At 75.4% G+C, this 14215-nt stretch carries 7 protein-coding genes; 6 read left to right on the top strand and 1 reads right to left on the bottom strand.

Annotated features, from left to right (window positions below):
- A partial coding sequence (locus EES43_RS10455; protein ID WP_124271888.1) for a glycosyltransferase occupies positions 1-2449 on the bottom strand: 2449 nt, incomplete at its 3' end.
- A gap of 158 nt (positions 2450-2607) precedes the next feature.
- Between EES43_RS10455 and EES43_RS10450 the strand changes: the two genes are divergently transcribed.
- From EES43_RS10450 to EES43_RS10425, 6 genes are all read left to right on the top strand, one after another.
- Positions 2608-4659: a bifunctional glycosyltransferase/CDP-glycerol:glycerophosphate glycerophosphotransferase gene (locus EES43_RS10450; protein WP_241192368.1), complete on the top strand. Its 2052-nt coding sequence runs from the start codon at positions 2608-2610 to the stop codon at positions 4657-4659.
- A 174-nt stretch (positions 4660-4833) separates the two neighbouring features.
- On the top strand, positions 4834-5613 hold the full coding sequence (locus EES43_RS10445; protein WP_124268481.1) for a methyltransferase domain-containing protein: 780 nt from the start codon (positions 4834-4836) through the stop codon (positions 5611-5613).
- Positions 5614-5624: 11 nt separating this feature from the next.
- Positions 5625-6524, top strand: a complete 900-nt coding sequence (locus EES43_RS10440; protein ID WP_206430026.1) for a TylF/MycF/NovP-related O-methyltransferase — start codon at positions 5625-5627, stop codon at positions 6522-6524.
- A 261-nt stretch (positions 6525-6785) separates the two neighbouring features.
- Positions 6786-10229 (top strand): CDP-glycerol glycerophosphotransferase family protein, encoded by a 3444-nt coding sequence (locus tag EES43_RS10435; RefSeq protein WP_124268479.1) that lies wholly within the window; start codon positions 6786-6788, stop codon positions 10227-10229.
- Positions 10226-13075: a CDP-glycerol glycerophosphotransferase family protein gene (locus tag EES43_RS10430; RefSeq protein WP_124268478.1), complete on the top strand. Its 2850-nt coding sequence runs from the start codon at positions 10226-10228 to the stop codon at positions 13073-13075. The genes EES43_RS10435 and EES43_RS10430 overlap by 4 nt, the downstream gene beginning before the upstream one ends.
- Positions 13072-14211, top strand: a complete 1140-nt coding sequence (locus EES43_RS10425; protein ID WP_124268477.1) for a glycosyltransferase — start codon at positions 13072-13074, stop codon at positions 14209-14211. The genes EES43_RS10430 and EES43_RS10425 overlap by 4 nt, the downstream gene beginning before the upstream one ends.
- Positions 14212-14215 lie beyond the last annotated feature (4 nt).

Raw genomic sequence — 14215 nt, 5'->3', positions numbered from 1 at the left:
CGAGTGGCGGGCCCGCCACAACGGTCAGCCGGTCGCCGTGCCGCCGCCGCGCGCTCAGCGCGTCGTCGCCGCAGGGCAGATGCGCGGCGAGGGAGGCGAGGACGCGCACCGGGACGCCGTCCAGCCGGACGTCCCAGCGTCCTTCTGGCAGCAGCGGGGCGATCAGCGCGCGGAAGCGGCCCGTCGCGCCGTCCACGGCGGCCTCGGCGACCGCGACGCGTTCGTCGAGCACCGTATGGCGCAGGTCGATCCGCTCGCCGCCGTCCACGGCTCCAGAGCCGCCGTCCACGGCTCCAGAGCCGCCGTCCACGGTTCCCGGGCTTCCGCCGTCCACGGCTCCCGGGCCGCCGCCGTACGTCCCCGAGACGCGCAGCGCCCCGTCCGCCGTGCGCTCCACCCGGTCCGCGACCGGCGGTGGCGCCAGGTCCAGCACCAGGTTGCCCGCCGGGTCCGCCCACGCGGGCGGCGGCAGGTCCGGGGCGGCGGGCAGTGGGACGCGCGTTCCGTCGGGGAGCGGCAGCCAGGCCCGCCACCGCGTCCCGCTCGCCGTCTCGACCTCGCCCGGCACGCGGCGGGCGGGCGGCGGCACGGCGGTGAGCGCGGTCAGCTCCACGCGGGCGTCGAAGGTCCCGTCCGCCCGGCACTCCACCGGCCAGGAGTACGGGCCGAGCCCGCCGCCGGTCCCGCCGCCCGTGTGGTCCGTGCCGCCCGTGCCGGTCCCGACGCCCGCACCGTCCGCCGGGCCGGTCGCCCCTGCCCCGTCCGCGTCACGGGAGAGGAGCAGCGCCGTCGGCCGTGCCCCGTCGAAGAGACGGCCCGTCAGCCTCAGCACCCGCCCCTCCTGCGCGCCGGAGCCGCCTCCCGCGACGCCGCCGTCGTGCCCCGCGCCACCGAGCCCCGCGCCGTCGTGCGCCTCGACCAGGGCCGGGAGCCGGGAGACCTTCAGCCGGAGCCGGCCGGCCCGGTGGTCGAGCACGGCCCGCCGCCCGTCGCCCAGATCACGCACCAGCGGCTGCTCCGCGCCCGCGTCCACGGCGCGTACCGCCACCCGCCGTACCGTTCCGCGCGCGGCGACCACCAGTCCGATCAGCCATCCGCCGTCCGCCGGGGGCAGCCGGTCCGGGTCGAGGACCATCTCGAAGCCCGCGTGGTCGTAACCGTGCAGCTCCTGACCGGAGTTCACGGTCGCCTCCGGCGCGGGCACGGTCCGCGCCGGCACGGTCCGCACCCGGCGGCCCCCCTCGGCCCGGACCATGCCCACCCTGAGCGCCTGCCGGGCCGACCCGGCGGGGAGGTTGCGCAGATAGGCGTAACCGCGCAGCCGCAGCACCCCGTCCGCGCCCCAGCGAGCCTCCACCAGCCGCGCCACCGCCGGTACGTCGCCGCGTGCGAGCCGGGCGCTCGCGCCGCGCACGCCGGGGTACACCGCGCGCCGACGGCCCGGCAGCCCTTCGACGGCGAACGTGCCCGCGCCGTTGGCCCGTTCGAAGGCGAGCACGGCCAGCAGATCCTCCAGCCGCCGCTCGCGCACCAGGCGCCACTTGATCCTCAGCTCCACCGGCAGACCCGCCAGCACCCCGTCCCCGGCCCGGTCCAGGAAAGCGCCCGCCCCCTGGAGGAACGCTGTGCGGTACGCCTCCCCGCCCATCGGCAGACCGTCCAGGAAGTAGCCGAAGTCGTCCCGCAGGCAGGACGCGTCGTAGGCGGCGCGCCGGTCCGCGTCCCGGTCGCCGAGGAAGGCGCTGACCTGCTCGCAGGCGGCGATCCGGTCGCGTACGCCGGTGACGTCGGTGCGCCGCCGGGTGATCGAGCCCTCCCGCACGCGCCAGTAGTAGACGTGTTCGGCCAGGACGTCGACGGAGCCGGCGAGATAGTGCGCCGGGATCATCACCGGGGTGTCCTCGTACAGCCTGCCCTCGGGGAAGGCGAAGGCGTGGCGGTCCCAGAAGGCGCGCCGGAACACCTTGTTCCACGCCACCCGGTCGGCGAGCAGGCGCGGGTCCCGGGTGATGTGCGTCCGGGGCCGGGGGCCGGTCAGCCAGCGGTACTGCCATGCCTGTTGCCGGCCCCGGCCGGTCAGCCGCCACACGTTGCCGGTCGCCAGATCCGAACCGGTCGACTCCAGCGACGCGACCATCCGCTCGTACGCGTCGTGGACGACGACGTCGTCGCTGTCCGCGAACGCCAGGTAGGGGACGGACCCGGTGGTGTGCCGGACGCCCGTGTTGCGGGCCGCGCTCAGACCGGCGTTCGGCTGCCGGACGAGCCGGAAGCGGCTGTCCCGGGCCGCGAACTCCGCCGCGATCCGGCCGCTGCCGTCCGTCGAGCCGTCGTCGACGAGCACCACCTCGATCGCGTCGAGCGTCTGCTCAGCCACCGAGCGCAGACAGTCTCCGAGGTAGTCCTCGACGTTGTGAACCGGGACGACGACGCTGAGGAGTGGCTTCATGCTCTGGTCAACAGGGGCCGGGTCCGGGGGTCACCGGCGCTGACCCGATCGGGTGAACGCGGGCCGTCCGCCGGGCCGGTGGCGGTGTGACGGCGGTGTGACGGCGGTTTGACGGCGGGCTCCGGGGCGCGATTACCTCGGCTGCCATGCTGCTCAGTGTGATCGTCCCCCTCCTCGGCTCGCCGGGATACGCGCGCGCCGCGCTCGACTCCGTCCTGGCCGACCCCGCGACGGAGCTGGAGGCCCTGGCCGTCGTCACTTCGGAGCAGGGGAGCGCGGCCCTCGCCGCCGAGTACGCCCGGCGCGACCCCCGCGTGCGTACCGTCGCCGTCCCCGAAACAGCGGGACCCGAAACAGCCGCACCCGAAACAGCCGCCCCCGACGCACCCGGCGCCCTCGGCCCGCACCCCGGCCCCGCGCTCAACGCCGGGGCCGACGCGGCGCGCGGCGGACACCTCCTCTTCCTCGACGCCGACGACGTGCTGCTCCCGGGAGCCGTGCCGGCCGTCCTGCGGGCGCTCCGGGCGCTCCGGGCGGACGGCCCGGGACCGGACGTGCTGCACCTGGGCCATGAGCGCGTCGACTGGTGGGGCGCGGCCGTCGCCACCCCGGAGCCGGCCGCCGGCGACCAGGTGGTGCGCCGCGCCTTCTGGACGGCGCACGGCCTGCGCTTCGCCGACGGCCCCTACGGCGAGGTGGCCCCGGTCCACCGGGCCGCCCTGCTCGCCGCCGACGCGGGCGCCTCGGCCGCGCTGGAACGGGTCTGCGTCCGGCACCGCGTACGCCGCACCGGGACCTTCGCGAGCACGCCGGGGCGCGGCCACTTCGCGGTGATCGAGGCGTACGCGCGCCTCCTCGCCGAGACCGGCGACGACCCCCGGGTCCACCCGCCGCGCACCGCCCACCTGCTCGCCGTCCTGGAGGACCCCGGGCGGATCCGGCCCGCCGACCGGGCGGACTTCTTCCGGGCCGCCGCCCTGGAGGGCACGTACGCCGCCCACCGCGCACGGCGGACCCGGGACGCCGTGGCCGCCCGCGTCCGGCAGGCGGCCGGGCGCGGGCGGCGCGTCGTCCGGCGGCAGGTCATGCGGGCCGCCTACCGCACCGACCTGCACCGGGGCCTCGATCCCCGGCTCGCGGTCTACGGCGCTTACTGGAACCGGGGCGTGGCCTGCAACCCGGCCGCGATCCACGCCAAGGCCCGCGAACTCCTCCCGCACATCGAGGGCGTCTGGGCGGTCTCCTCGCGCCACCGCGACCGCGTCCCGCCGGGCGTCCCGTACGTCATCGAGGGCTCACGCGCCTACTGGCGGGCGATGGCCACCGCCGGCTACCTCGTCAACAACTCCAGCTTCCCCGGCGGGTTCACCAAGCGCCCCGGGCAGCGCTACCTCCAGACCCACCACGGGACCCCGCTCAAGACCATGGGCCTGGACCAGCGCGCCTACCCCGCCCTCACCAACGGCGTCAGCTTCGAGAAGATCCTCGCCCACGCCGACCAATGGGACTTCAGCCTCTCCGCCAACCCGCACAGCACCGAGATCTGGGACCGCGTCTACCCGGCCGGCTACACCCACCTGGAGCTCGGATACCCGCGCAACGACGTCTACTTCACCGCCACCGCCGACCAGGTCGCGAAGATCCGGGCCGACCTGGGCATCGCCGAGGGGCAGACGGCGCTCCTGTACGCCCCGACCCACCGCGACTACCGCAAGGGCTTCGCGCCGGACCTCGACGCGGAGCGGCTGGCCCGCGAACTGGGCCCCGGCCACGTGCTGCTGGTGCGCGCCCACTACTTCTACGGGCGTTCCACCGGCGGCACGGGCGGGAGCGGGCGGGTGCTCGACGTGACCGCGCACCCACGGGTCGAGGAACTGTGCCTGGCGGCAGACGCGTTGATCACCGACTACTCGTCCCTGATGTTCGACTACGCCTGCCTGGACCGCCCGATCCTCGTCCACGCCCCCGACTGGGCCGCCTACCGGGCCGCGCGCGGAACCTACTTCGACCTGCTCTCCGGCCGCCCCGGCGAGACCCCCGGGGCCGTCGCCACCACCCAGGAGGAGCTGACCGAGCTCCTGCGGACGGGCCGCTGGCGCTCGCCGGAGACGGCCGCGCTGCGCACGGCGTTCCGGGAGCGGTTCTGCCCGTACGACGACGGGCACGCGGCCGAACGCGTCGTACGGAGGTTCTTCGGCGACGCCGGCTGAGCCGGTGCAGAGCCGTGCTGAGCCCCTGCCGAGCCAGTGCTGAGCCCCTGCCGAGCCGCTGCCGAGCCCGTGCGCCACCCGAACGGCCCAGCGCGCACCGCCCGCGCGACTCCTCGGGCCCGTCCGGTCGTTGTGCCCAACAGCTCACGCACACCGCCAGGTTGGGAGACGTCCATGCACCGGTCCGCCTATGAGCAGATGGAACTCTGCGTCAAGGAGTATCTGCCCGTCGAGGGGCCCGCCTCCGGCCGGTACCGCGTGGTCGACCTCGGGTCGCGGATCTCGGGCAAGCAGACCCGCACCCACCGCGCCCTGCTCGCCGGGCACGACATCGACTACTTCGGGGTCGACGTGCAGGACGGCCCCAACGTGGACGCCGTGATGACCCGGCCGTACCGCATCCCGGCCCGCTCCGCGAGCGCCGACGTCGTCCTGTCCGGCCAGGCGTTCGAGCACATCCCGTTCTTCTGGGCGTCCATGCTGGAGATCGCCCGGGTCCTCAAGCCGGGCGGCCACGCCTTCATCACCGCGCCCTCGCGCGGGCACGTCCACGACGCCCAGGACTGCTGGCGCTACTACCCCGACGGGTTCCGCGCGCTGGCCGCCCACTCCCGGCTCGAACTGCGCGAGGCCTACACCGACTTCCCGCCGCGCAAGGGCATCTGGCACGACTACCGGGCCATCGACGCCAAGGCCGCCTACTGGGGCGACTCCGTCGGCGTCTTCCGCAAGCCGCGCCGCTACCCCCGGCTCACGATGTTCGCGGTGCGCGAGGTGGCCGTCTGGTGGGCCAACCGGGTCGGCGGCGTCGACGGCGTCCCGCTGCCCCGGCCGGCGGAGGGCCGGGAGGGCTGCGGACGGCCCGCCGCCGCTCCCGTGCCGGAGCCCGCACCCCAGCCCGCCGTGGCGGCGGCGGAAACCGGAGCGGACCGGGACGGATCAATGGCAGGTTGACGAAAGATGACATGCGGCGCAAACCGCGCGTACTGTCCCGGGGCATGGCTTGGCGCAACGCCGTCAACGGCGTCCTTCAGCAGCTCACCGGGTACCAACTCAGGCGCGTCCCCGTGCCCGCCGCCCGCACCGCCCCGGTGGGCCCGCTCCCGGCACCCGCACCGGCGGCCGAGGCGGCCCCGGAGCCGGCTGCGGAGCCCGCCCCGAAGCCTCCGGCGAAGGCGAAGTCCGCCGAGCGGTTCCCAGCGGACTACGACGACGAGGCGAAGGACGTCATCCGGGCCGTCAAGCCCTACTCGATGACCTCGCCGGAGCGGCTCAACGCCTTCATCCTCGCCACCCGGTACATCGCCCGGCACGACATCCCCGGCGACATCGTCGAGTGCGGCGTCTGGCGCGGCGGCTCCATGCAGGCGTGCGCCCGCACCCTGCTGTCCGTCGGCGACACCGAGCGCGACCTCTACCTCTTCGACACGTACGAGGGCATGACCCCGCCCACCGCCGAGGACCTGCGGCGCGACGGCAGGAGCGCCCGCGAACTGCTGGACGCCCAGGGCAAGGACCGGCCGATCTGGGCCGTCGCCTCGCTGGAGGACGTCCGGGCCGGGTTCGAGCAGGTGCCCTACCCCCAGGAGCGCGTCCACTACGTACGGGGCCGGGTCGAGGACACCGTGCCCGCGCAGGCCCCCGAGCGGATCGCGATCCTGCGCCTGGACACCGACTGGTACGCCTCCACCCGGCACGAGTTGGAGCACCTGTACTCCCGGCTGGTCAGCGGCGGCGTCCTGCTGATCGACGACTACGGCTACTGGCAGGGATCGCGCCAGGCGGTCGACGAGTTCCTGGAGAAGACCGGCGAGCGGCTGCTGCTGCTGCGCATGGACGAGGGCCGGATCGCCGTCAAGCCCTGACCCGCCGCCACGGCAGCAGCGAGCCCCGTGCCCCCGCCGGTACGGGGCTCGACCGTGTCACCGGCACGCCCCCGCGCGCGGCAGCGCCTCCGTGTCACCCGAACGGCTTTCCTCGGGTGACCGCGCCCCGTGGCGCGGGTTGATAACCCGTGGAGGACGTCCGACCGGTCCCGCACGGGCGGGCGGCGCGGACGCGTCGGACACCCCGCAGCTCCCTCACGCCCCTTGATGTCGTCCGCCCGGAAGGATCGTGCGCCCGCGATGGCACCCCGTCTCACCGTCGTCGTCCCCCTTTACAACGTCGAGGAGTACCTCGGTGCCTGCCTGTCCTCGCTCGCCCGCCAGACCATGCCCGACCTGGAGGTCGTCCTCGTCGACGACGGCTCCACGGACGGCAGCGCCGCCGTCGCGCGGGAGTTCGCCGACGGCGACCCCCGCTTCCGGCTGATCCGGCAGGAGAACGCCGGGCTCGGCGCGGCCCGCAACGCCGGAGTGCGCGAGGCATGCCCGGACGCCGCGTTCCTCACGTTCGTCGACAGCGACGACGTCGTACCGCCCGGCGCGTACGAGCGGATGCTGGGCGAACTGGACCGCTCCGGCTCGGACTTCGCGACCGGCAACGTCCTGCGGCTGCGGGCGAACGGAGACCTGGAGCAGTCGCCGATGTTCCGCCGGCCGATGGAGAAGGCCCGTTCGGCCACCCATGTCACCCGGGACTGGATCCTGCTCGGCGACCGGATCGCCTGCAACAAGGTCTTCCGCCGCTCCTTCTGGGACGAGCACGCCTTCGCCTTCCCCACCGGCGTGCTCTACGAGGACATCGCCGTCGTCCTGCCCGCCCACTTCCTGGCCCGGTCCGTCGACGTCGTCGAGGAGCCCGTCTACCACTGGCGCGACCGCGACGGCTCGATCACCACCCGGCGGGCGGTGCCCCGGGGCATCCGGGACCGGGTCACCGCCGTCACCGCCGTCAGCCGCTTCCTCGCCGAACGGGGCCTTCCCGACGCCAAGCGCCGCTACGACGCCCACGCGCTCTCCGGCGACCTGTGGCTGTTCATCGAGGCCCTGCCCGACGGGGACGCGGAGTTCCACGAAACGTTCCTCGACCACGCGGGAGCCTTCGCCGCCACCGTCGAACCGGCCGTCCTGACCGGCCTTCCGCTGCACCTGCGCGTCAAGTGGCGGCTCATCCGCGAACGCCGGACCGACGAACTCCTCGCCCTCCTCGCCGACGAGCGCGCCGACCGCGACACCTTCCACGTGCGCGGCCTGCTCCGGCCCCGCGCCCACCACCCCGCCCTCCGCTCCGCCCTGCCGCCGTCCGTCACCACCCTGGACGCCGCCGACCTGCCCGTCCACGCCCACCTCACCGAGGCCGTCTGGCGCGACGGCCTGCTGCACCTGAGCGGCTACGCCTACGTGCGCAACGCCCCGGGACGCTCGGCCGGGTTCGCGTGGCTGCGCTCCGGCAGGCGGCTGATCCCGCTGCGGACGCGCCCCACTCCCGCCGACGAGGCCACCGCACGCTCCCCCCGCTCCCTGCACCGCTACGCCCGCGCAGGGTTCGCGACCGCCGTCGACCCGCACCGGCTCGCGGCCAAGGGCGCCGGCGCGGACGGACGCACGACCTGGAAGCTGGAGTCGGTCCTGTTCGGCGCGGGCCGCCCGCGCCGGGGCCCGATGCGGCTCACCGGCACTCCGTCGCCGCCCGCCGCCTTCTACACCGACGAGCGCACCCGCGTCGTCCCCGTGCTGTCCGGCAACAAGCTGGAACTGCGCACCGAACGCGTCGCCGCCCTGCTCACCGCCCAGTCCGCGTCCGGCGACACCCTGCGCCTGGAGGTGAAGGTCCACGGCGACGCCGGGCCCGTCGCCCTGCGGCTCACCGAGTGGCGCACCAAGGAGACCCGGGAGTTCGCCCTGCGCGGCTCGCCCGCCGCGCGCGCCGCCGAGATCCCGCTCAGCGCGTTCCGGGGCAGCGACGACATCTGGGGCGTCCGGCTCGTCGGCCCGGGAGGCGAGCTGACGGTCGCCGCGCGGCCCGACCTGCCGGACGGCCGCTACCCGCTGGACGGCGGGCGCGAGGTGCACGTCGCGCCCAACCCGTCCGGCGACCTGGTCCTCACCGACCGGCAGGCGCAGCCCGTCGTCACCTCCGTCCACCGCTCCGACAGCGGTGAACTGGTCCTGGAGGGCAGCCTCCCGGAACCCGGAGACGGCGTCCGGGAGCTCGTCCTGCGGCACGGCGGCCACCAGGAGGAGGCCGTCATCGCCCTGGAGCGCGAGGAGGACGGCGGCTTCCGGGCGGTGATCGCACCGGCCGCCGTGCCCGGTCCGGGCGGCCCGCTGCCGCTCGCCGAGGGCCGCTGGCACCTCTTCCTCCGCACGCCGGGCGAACGCGACGAGCAGGACTACAGGCCGCTGCGGCCGAGCACTCCGCTGCACGCCGCCATCCCCCTCACCTGGGCGGCCGGCGGACGCGACGTCACCCTCCAGCGCCGCCACTACGACCGGCTCGTCCTGGAGTCCGGCAGCGCGCTGCCGACCGCCGAGCGCGGCGCGTACGGGCAGCGCCGGCTGCGCGAGCGGTACGCGACCGTACGCGCCGAGCGCGCCGAACCGCGCCCGGCCGTCCTGTACTCCAGCTTCGACGGACGGCAGTACTCCGACTCGCCGCGCGCGATCCACGGCGAACTGGCCTCCAGGGGACGGGAGATCGAGCACCTGTGGGTCGTGCGCGACCAGCAGGCGGCCCTGCCCCCGGGGGTCCGGCCCGTCGCACTGCACAGCTCCGAGTGGTACGAGGCGCTGGCCCGCAGCCGCTGGATCGTCACCAACACCCATCTGCCCGAGTGGTTCGAACGGGCCGAGGGCCAGTGCGTCGTCCAGACCTGGCACGGCACCCCGCTCAAGCGCATCGGCCGCGACCTCGCCGGCACCCCGTACGCCGACGCCGCCTACATGGCCTCCATGGAGCGGCGGGCCGCCCAGTGGAGCGTGCTCGTCTCCCCGAACGGCTTCTCCACGCCCGTCCTGCGCCGCGCCTTCGGCTACGAGGGCGAGGTCCTGGAGTGCGGCTACCCCCGCAACGACCTGCTCCACGCGGACGACCGCGCCAAGACCGCCGCCGCCGTACGCGAGCGGCTGGCGATCCCCGAGGGGCGGCGCGTCGTCCTGTACGCGCCCACCTGGCGCGAGGACCGGCCCAAGCGGGGCGGCCGGTACGGGCACGGCCTCGACCTCGACCCGGCCCTCGCCGCCGACGCCCTCGGCGAGGACCACGTCCTGCTGGTGCGCCGCCACTACCTCGTCGGCGGCAGCGTCCCGGACACCGCCGCCGTCCGCGACGTCTCGCGCCACCCGGACGCCGCCGAGCTGCTGCTGATCAGCGACGTCCTGATCACCGACTACTCCTCGATCATGTTCGACTTCGCGCAGACCGGCCGACCGATGCTGTTCCACACCCACGACCTGGAGCACTACCGCGACACCCTGCGCGGGTTCTGCTTCGACTTCGAACACCGCGCCCCCGGCCCGCTGCTGCCCGACCCGGCCGCCGTCGTCGAGGCGCTGCGCGACCCCGAGGCCGCCACCGCCGGACACCGGGACGCCTACGAGCGGTTCCGCGAGGCGTTCTGCGATCTCGACGACGGGACGGCCGCCGCCCGGGTCGTCGACCGGATGCTCAAGGGAGGGCAGGCATGAGCGACTTCAGCTGTGTGATCACCGGCGGCGGGTCGGACGCGGGCGACGCCGCGCGCGACGCCGCCGACGCCCTGCGCGCCTCCGTCGAGTCCGTGCTCGACCAGTCCCTGCGCGCCGCCGAGGCGGTCGTCGTCCTCGCCTCCGGCTCCGACGCCGCCACCCGCGCCGCCGCCCGCGCCCTCGCCGACCGCGCCCCCGGCCGGGTGCGGCTCGTCCACGCCGACCCGGCCGTACGCACCACCGGAGCACTGCGCAACGCGGGCCTCGACGCGGCGACGGGCCGGTACGTCCTGGTCCTCACCGCCGGCGAACGGCTCCAGCGGCACGCCTGCCGCAACCTCTGGCAGGCGGGCGAGCACAGCCGGGCCGACCTCGTCGCCGGCCGCTGGAGCCGGTGCGCCCCGGACGGCGGCAAGGAGCACGAACCCGCCTGGCAGGGCGAGCTGTTCGCCCGCTCGCGGACCGTGTCCGGCATCGCCGAGGCGCCCGGACTCGTCGTCCGGGACGCCCTGGTGACCGGCTTCTGCCTGCGCCGGGAGGCGGCCCTGCGGCACGGGCTGCGCTACGAGGACGACCTGGCCCACGGCGAGATCCTGTTCGGCCCGCTCGCCGCCGCGGCGGTCGGCCGGATCGCCCTGGTGCGCCGGCTGATCGTGACCGGCCGCGCCCTGCCCGACCGGGCCCGCGACGCAGGCGCGCTGGTCGAGGCCCACCGCCGGGTCGCCAACAGCCTTCTCGCCCTCGGCCTGCCCGAACTGCGCGAGGAGCGCGAGCGGGCGTTCGCCCGCGACCACCTCGTCCCGCTCGCCCGGTCCTTCCCGCACCTGCCCGCCGCCCGCCGCGAACAGGCCGCCGCCGCGTCCCGCCGCGCCCTCACCGCCGGCGCGCCCGACGGCCTGCCGCCGCTGGAAGAGGTCGCCGTCACCCTGCTGGCCCGGGGCGACGCGGACGGCGTCCTCGCGGCGGCGTACGCGCTGAGCCGGCCCGCCACCGTCTGCGCCCCGCTCGTCACGGACGAGGACGGCCGGGTCCGCTGGCCCGTCGGGCAGGAGCCGGAACCCGCCGTGGACGTGACCGAACTCGGCCACCAGTACCGCGCGTTCGGCGACATGCGGCTGATGAACCGGCTCACCCGGTGCGCAGCGCAGAACGGCCGGCTGCTGCTGGAAGGACACGTCGTCCTGCCCGGCCACACCGGACCCGACCCCGACGCGCCCCTCACCGCCACCCTGGAGTTCAAGGCCCGCGACGGGGCGCGCGCCGTCGCCTTCCCCGTCGAGGAGGTACGGCGCGAGGCGACCGGGATCAGTTGGCGCACCCGCGCCGACATCAGCGCCCTGCTGCGCCCCCTCGGCCCGCGCGACACCGCGTGGGACGCCCGGATGACCGTACGGGCGGGCGAGGCGTGCACGGTCACCGACCTGTTCGCCCCACAGGACCTGGCGGACGGGGCGGGCCCCTTCCGCGCCCGGCCGCTGCTCGGCCGGCTCACCGGCGACACCTGGCAGCCCTACGTCACGCTCAAAGACCACCTGGCGCTCCGCCTCACCGCCCGCCGCCGCCCCGCCCGAACCGCCCGCCGCCTGGTCCGCTACGCCACGCACTTCCGCCCCGCCCGCCGGGTGAAGCTCCTGCGCCGCGCCCTGCGCGGACGGCTCGACCGCTACCGCTCCCGCGCCTTCAAGGCGGCCGTGTACAACACCTGGCTCACCCGGCTCCCCGCGCGGCGCGGCTCGGTCCTCTTCGAGAGCCACATGGGCGCCTGCTACGGCGACAGCCCGCGCGCGCTCCACGAGGAGATCCGCCGCCAGGGCCTGCGGCTGCGCAGCACCTGGTCCTACGAGAGCACCCCGGACGGATTCCCGGGCGACGCCCGCCTGGTGCGCCGCTGGTCCTGGCGGTACCTGTGGGCGCTGGCCCGCGCCGAGTACTGGGTCGACAACCAGGGCTTCCCGCAGCAGCTGCGCAAGCCCGCCCGCACCACCTACCTCCAGACCTGGCACGGGTCGGCGTACAAGCGCATGGGCTTCGACGAGATCCGCGTGCGGATGCAGAACGCCCCGCAGCGCGAGCGGCTCCAGAAGGCCGTGCACCGCTTCGACCACTTCCTGGTCCGCTCCGAGCACGACGTGGCCACGCTCGCCCGCGCCTACCGGCTGCCCGAGGCGCGGCTGCTGCGCACCGGCTACCCGCGCAACGACGTCCTGGTGGCGGAGCGCGACCGCTGCGAGAGCGAGGGGCGGCTGCCGCGCCCGCCGCTCGCGGCGCGGCTCGGACTGGACGAGGACCGCGCGACCGTCCTGTACGCGCCCACCTTCCGGGGCGGACCGGGCAAGCAGCGCAGACGCCGACTCCTCCTGGACGTGAGGGAGTTCGCCGAGCGCTTCGGCGACACGCACACGCTGCTGGTACGGGCGCACTACCTGGAGAGCGCACGGCTGCCCGTGTGCCCGCCCGGCACCGTCGTCGACGTCTCACGCCACCACGACGTCAGCGAGATCCTGGCGATCAGCGACGTCCTGGTCACCGACTACTCCTCGATCATGTTCGACTTCGCGCTCCTGGACCGGCCCGTCGTGCTGTTCGCCCCCGACCTCGACGCCTACGCGGCCGACCGGGGCAGCTACTTCGACCTGCGCGAGAAGGCCCCCGGCCCGGTGGCCGCCACCCCGGACGAACTCTTCGCCGCCCTCGCGGAACTGAAGGAGACCGACACCCGGTACGCCGAGCGGCGCCGGGCCTTCGCCGAGGAGTTCGGCGCCCACGACCGGGGCGACGCGGCCCGCAGGACCGTCGCCGCCGTCTTCGCCCGCCACATCGCACAGCGCCAGGGGGCCGGCCGATGAGCCGCGACGTCTTCATCGTCTCCAACAGCACCGACGAACTCGGCGGCGTCACCGGCTGGACCCACCAGACCGCCCGCCTCTTCGCCTCGCAGGGCCACCGGGTCCACACCGTCGGCATCCACGCCTCCGACCTCACCATGGCCCTGCCCGAACGGTCGGGCCCCGTCACCGCCCTCTACCCGGCCCATCCGCCGACCCCCTGGGCCCCGCGCGGAACGCTCGACCGCCTCCGGCTGCCGACCCGGCGCAGGGAGGCGGCGCGGGTCGCCCGGAAGCGGCAGGCGGTCGCCCGGCTCTCGGAGATCTTCGCCACCGCCCGGCCCGGCGCGGTCGTCGTCGTCACCCAGGTGTGGGCGATGGAGTGGGTCGGCGAGGCCGACACCACCGGGCTGCGGGTCGTCGGCATGAGCCACGAGTCCTACGACTACTCCCGCGCGAGCCACCGCTACCGGTGGATCAGGAACCACTACAAGGACCTCGACCACTGGCTCGTCCTCACCGAGGAGGACGCCGACAAGTGGGCCGGCGACGGCATGGACAACGTCGGCTTCCTGCCCAACGCGCTCTCCCGCCTGCCGCTCGTGCCCTCCCCGCGCTCCGCCAGGACGGTGGCGAGCATCGGCAGACTGAGCGACCAGAAGGGCATCGACCTGCTCCTCGACACCTGGGCACGGGTGGCCCCGCACCGCCCCGACTGGCGGCTGCGCGTGTACGGGGCCGGCGAGGACGAGGCGGTGCTGAGGGCGCAGTGCACGGCGCTCGGCCTGGACGGCTCGGTGGAGTGGATGGGCCGCACCGACGATGTGGACGCCGCCCTCGCGGACGCCTCCGTCTTCGTCCAGTCCTCACGCGGCGAGGGCTTCCCGCTGGCGCTGCTGGAGGCGATGGCGAGCGGACTGCCGTGCGCCGCCTTCGACTGCGCGCCCGGCGTCCGCGAGATCGTCCGCGACGGCGAGGACGGCCTCCTCGCGCCCGCCGGGGACGTCGACGCCCTCGCCGACCGGCTGCTGCGGCTCACCGGCGACCCGCTGCTGCGCGACACCATGGGCGACCGGGCCCGCGCGGGCGTCCAGCGGTTCTCCGAGCAGGAGACCCTGCGGCGCTGGGAGGAGCTGTTCGCGTTCCTGGAACGCTGACCGG

Source organism: Streptomyces sp. ADI96-02, assembly GCF_003846185.1.
Taxonomy (GTDB): Bacteria; Actinomycetota; Actinomycetes; order Streptomycetales; family Streptomycetaceae; genus Streptomyces.
This window is presented reverse-complemented; position numbering and strand designations above follow the sequence as displayed.

Coding starts and splice junctions, on each gene's coding strand:
- EES43_RS10440 (WP_206430026.1), top strand. CDS start 5,625: ATGCGGCGCAAACCGCGCGTACTGTCCCGGGGCATGGCTTGGCGCAAC.
- EES43_RS10435 (WP_124268479.1), top strand. CDS start 6,786: ATGGCACCCCGTCTCACCGTCGTCGTCCCCCTTTACAACGTCGAGGAG.
- EES43_RS10430 (WP_124268478.1), top strand. CDS start 10,226: ATGAGCGACTTCAGCTGTGTGATCACCGGCGGCGGGTCGGACGCGGGC.
- EES43_RS10425 (WP_124268477.1), top strand. CDS start 13,072: ATGAGCCGCGACGTCTTCATCGTCTCCAACAGCACCGACGAACTCGGC.
- EES43_RS10445 (WP_124268481.1), top strand. CDS start 4,834: ATGCACCGGTCCGCCTATGAGCAGATGGAACTCTGCGTCAAGGAGTAT.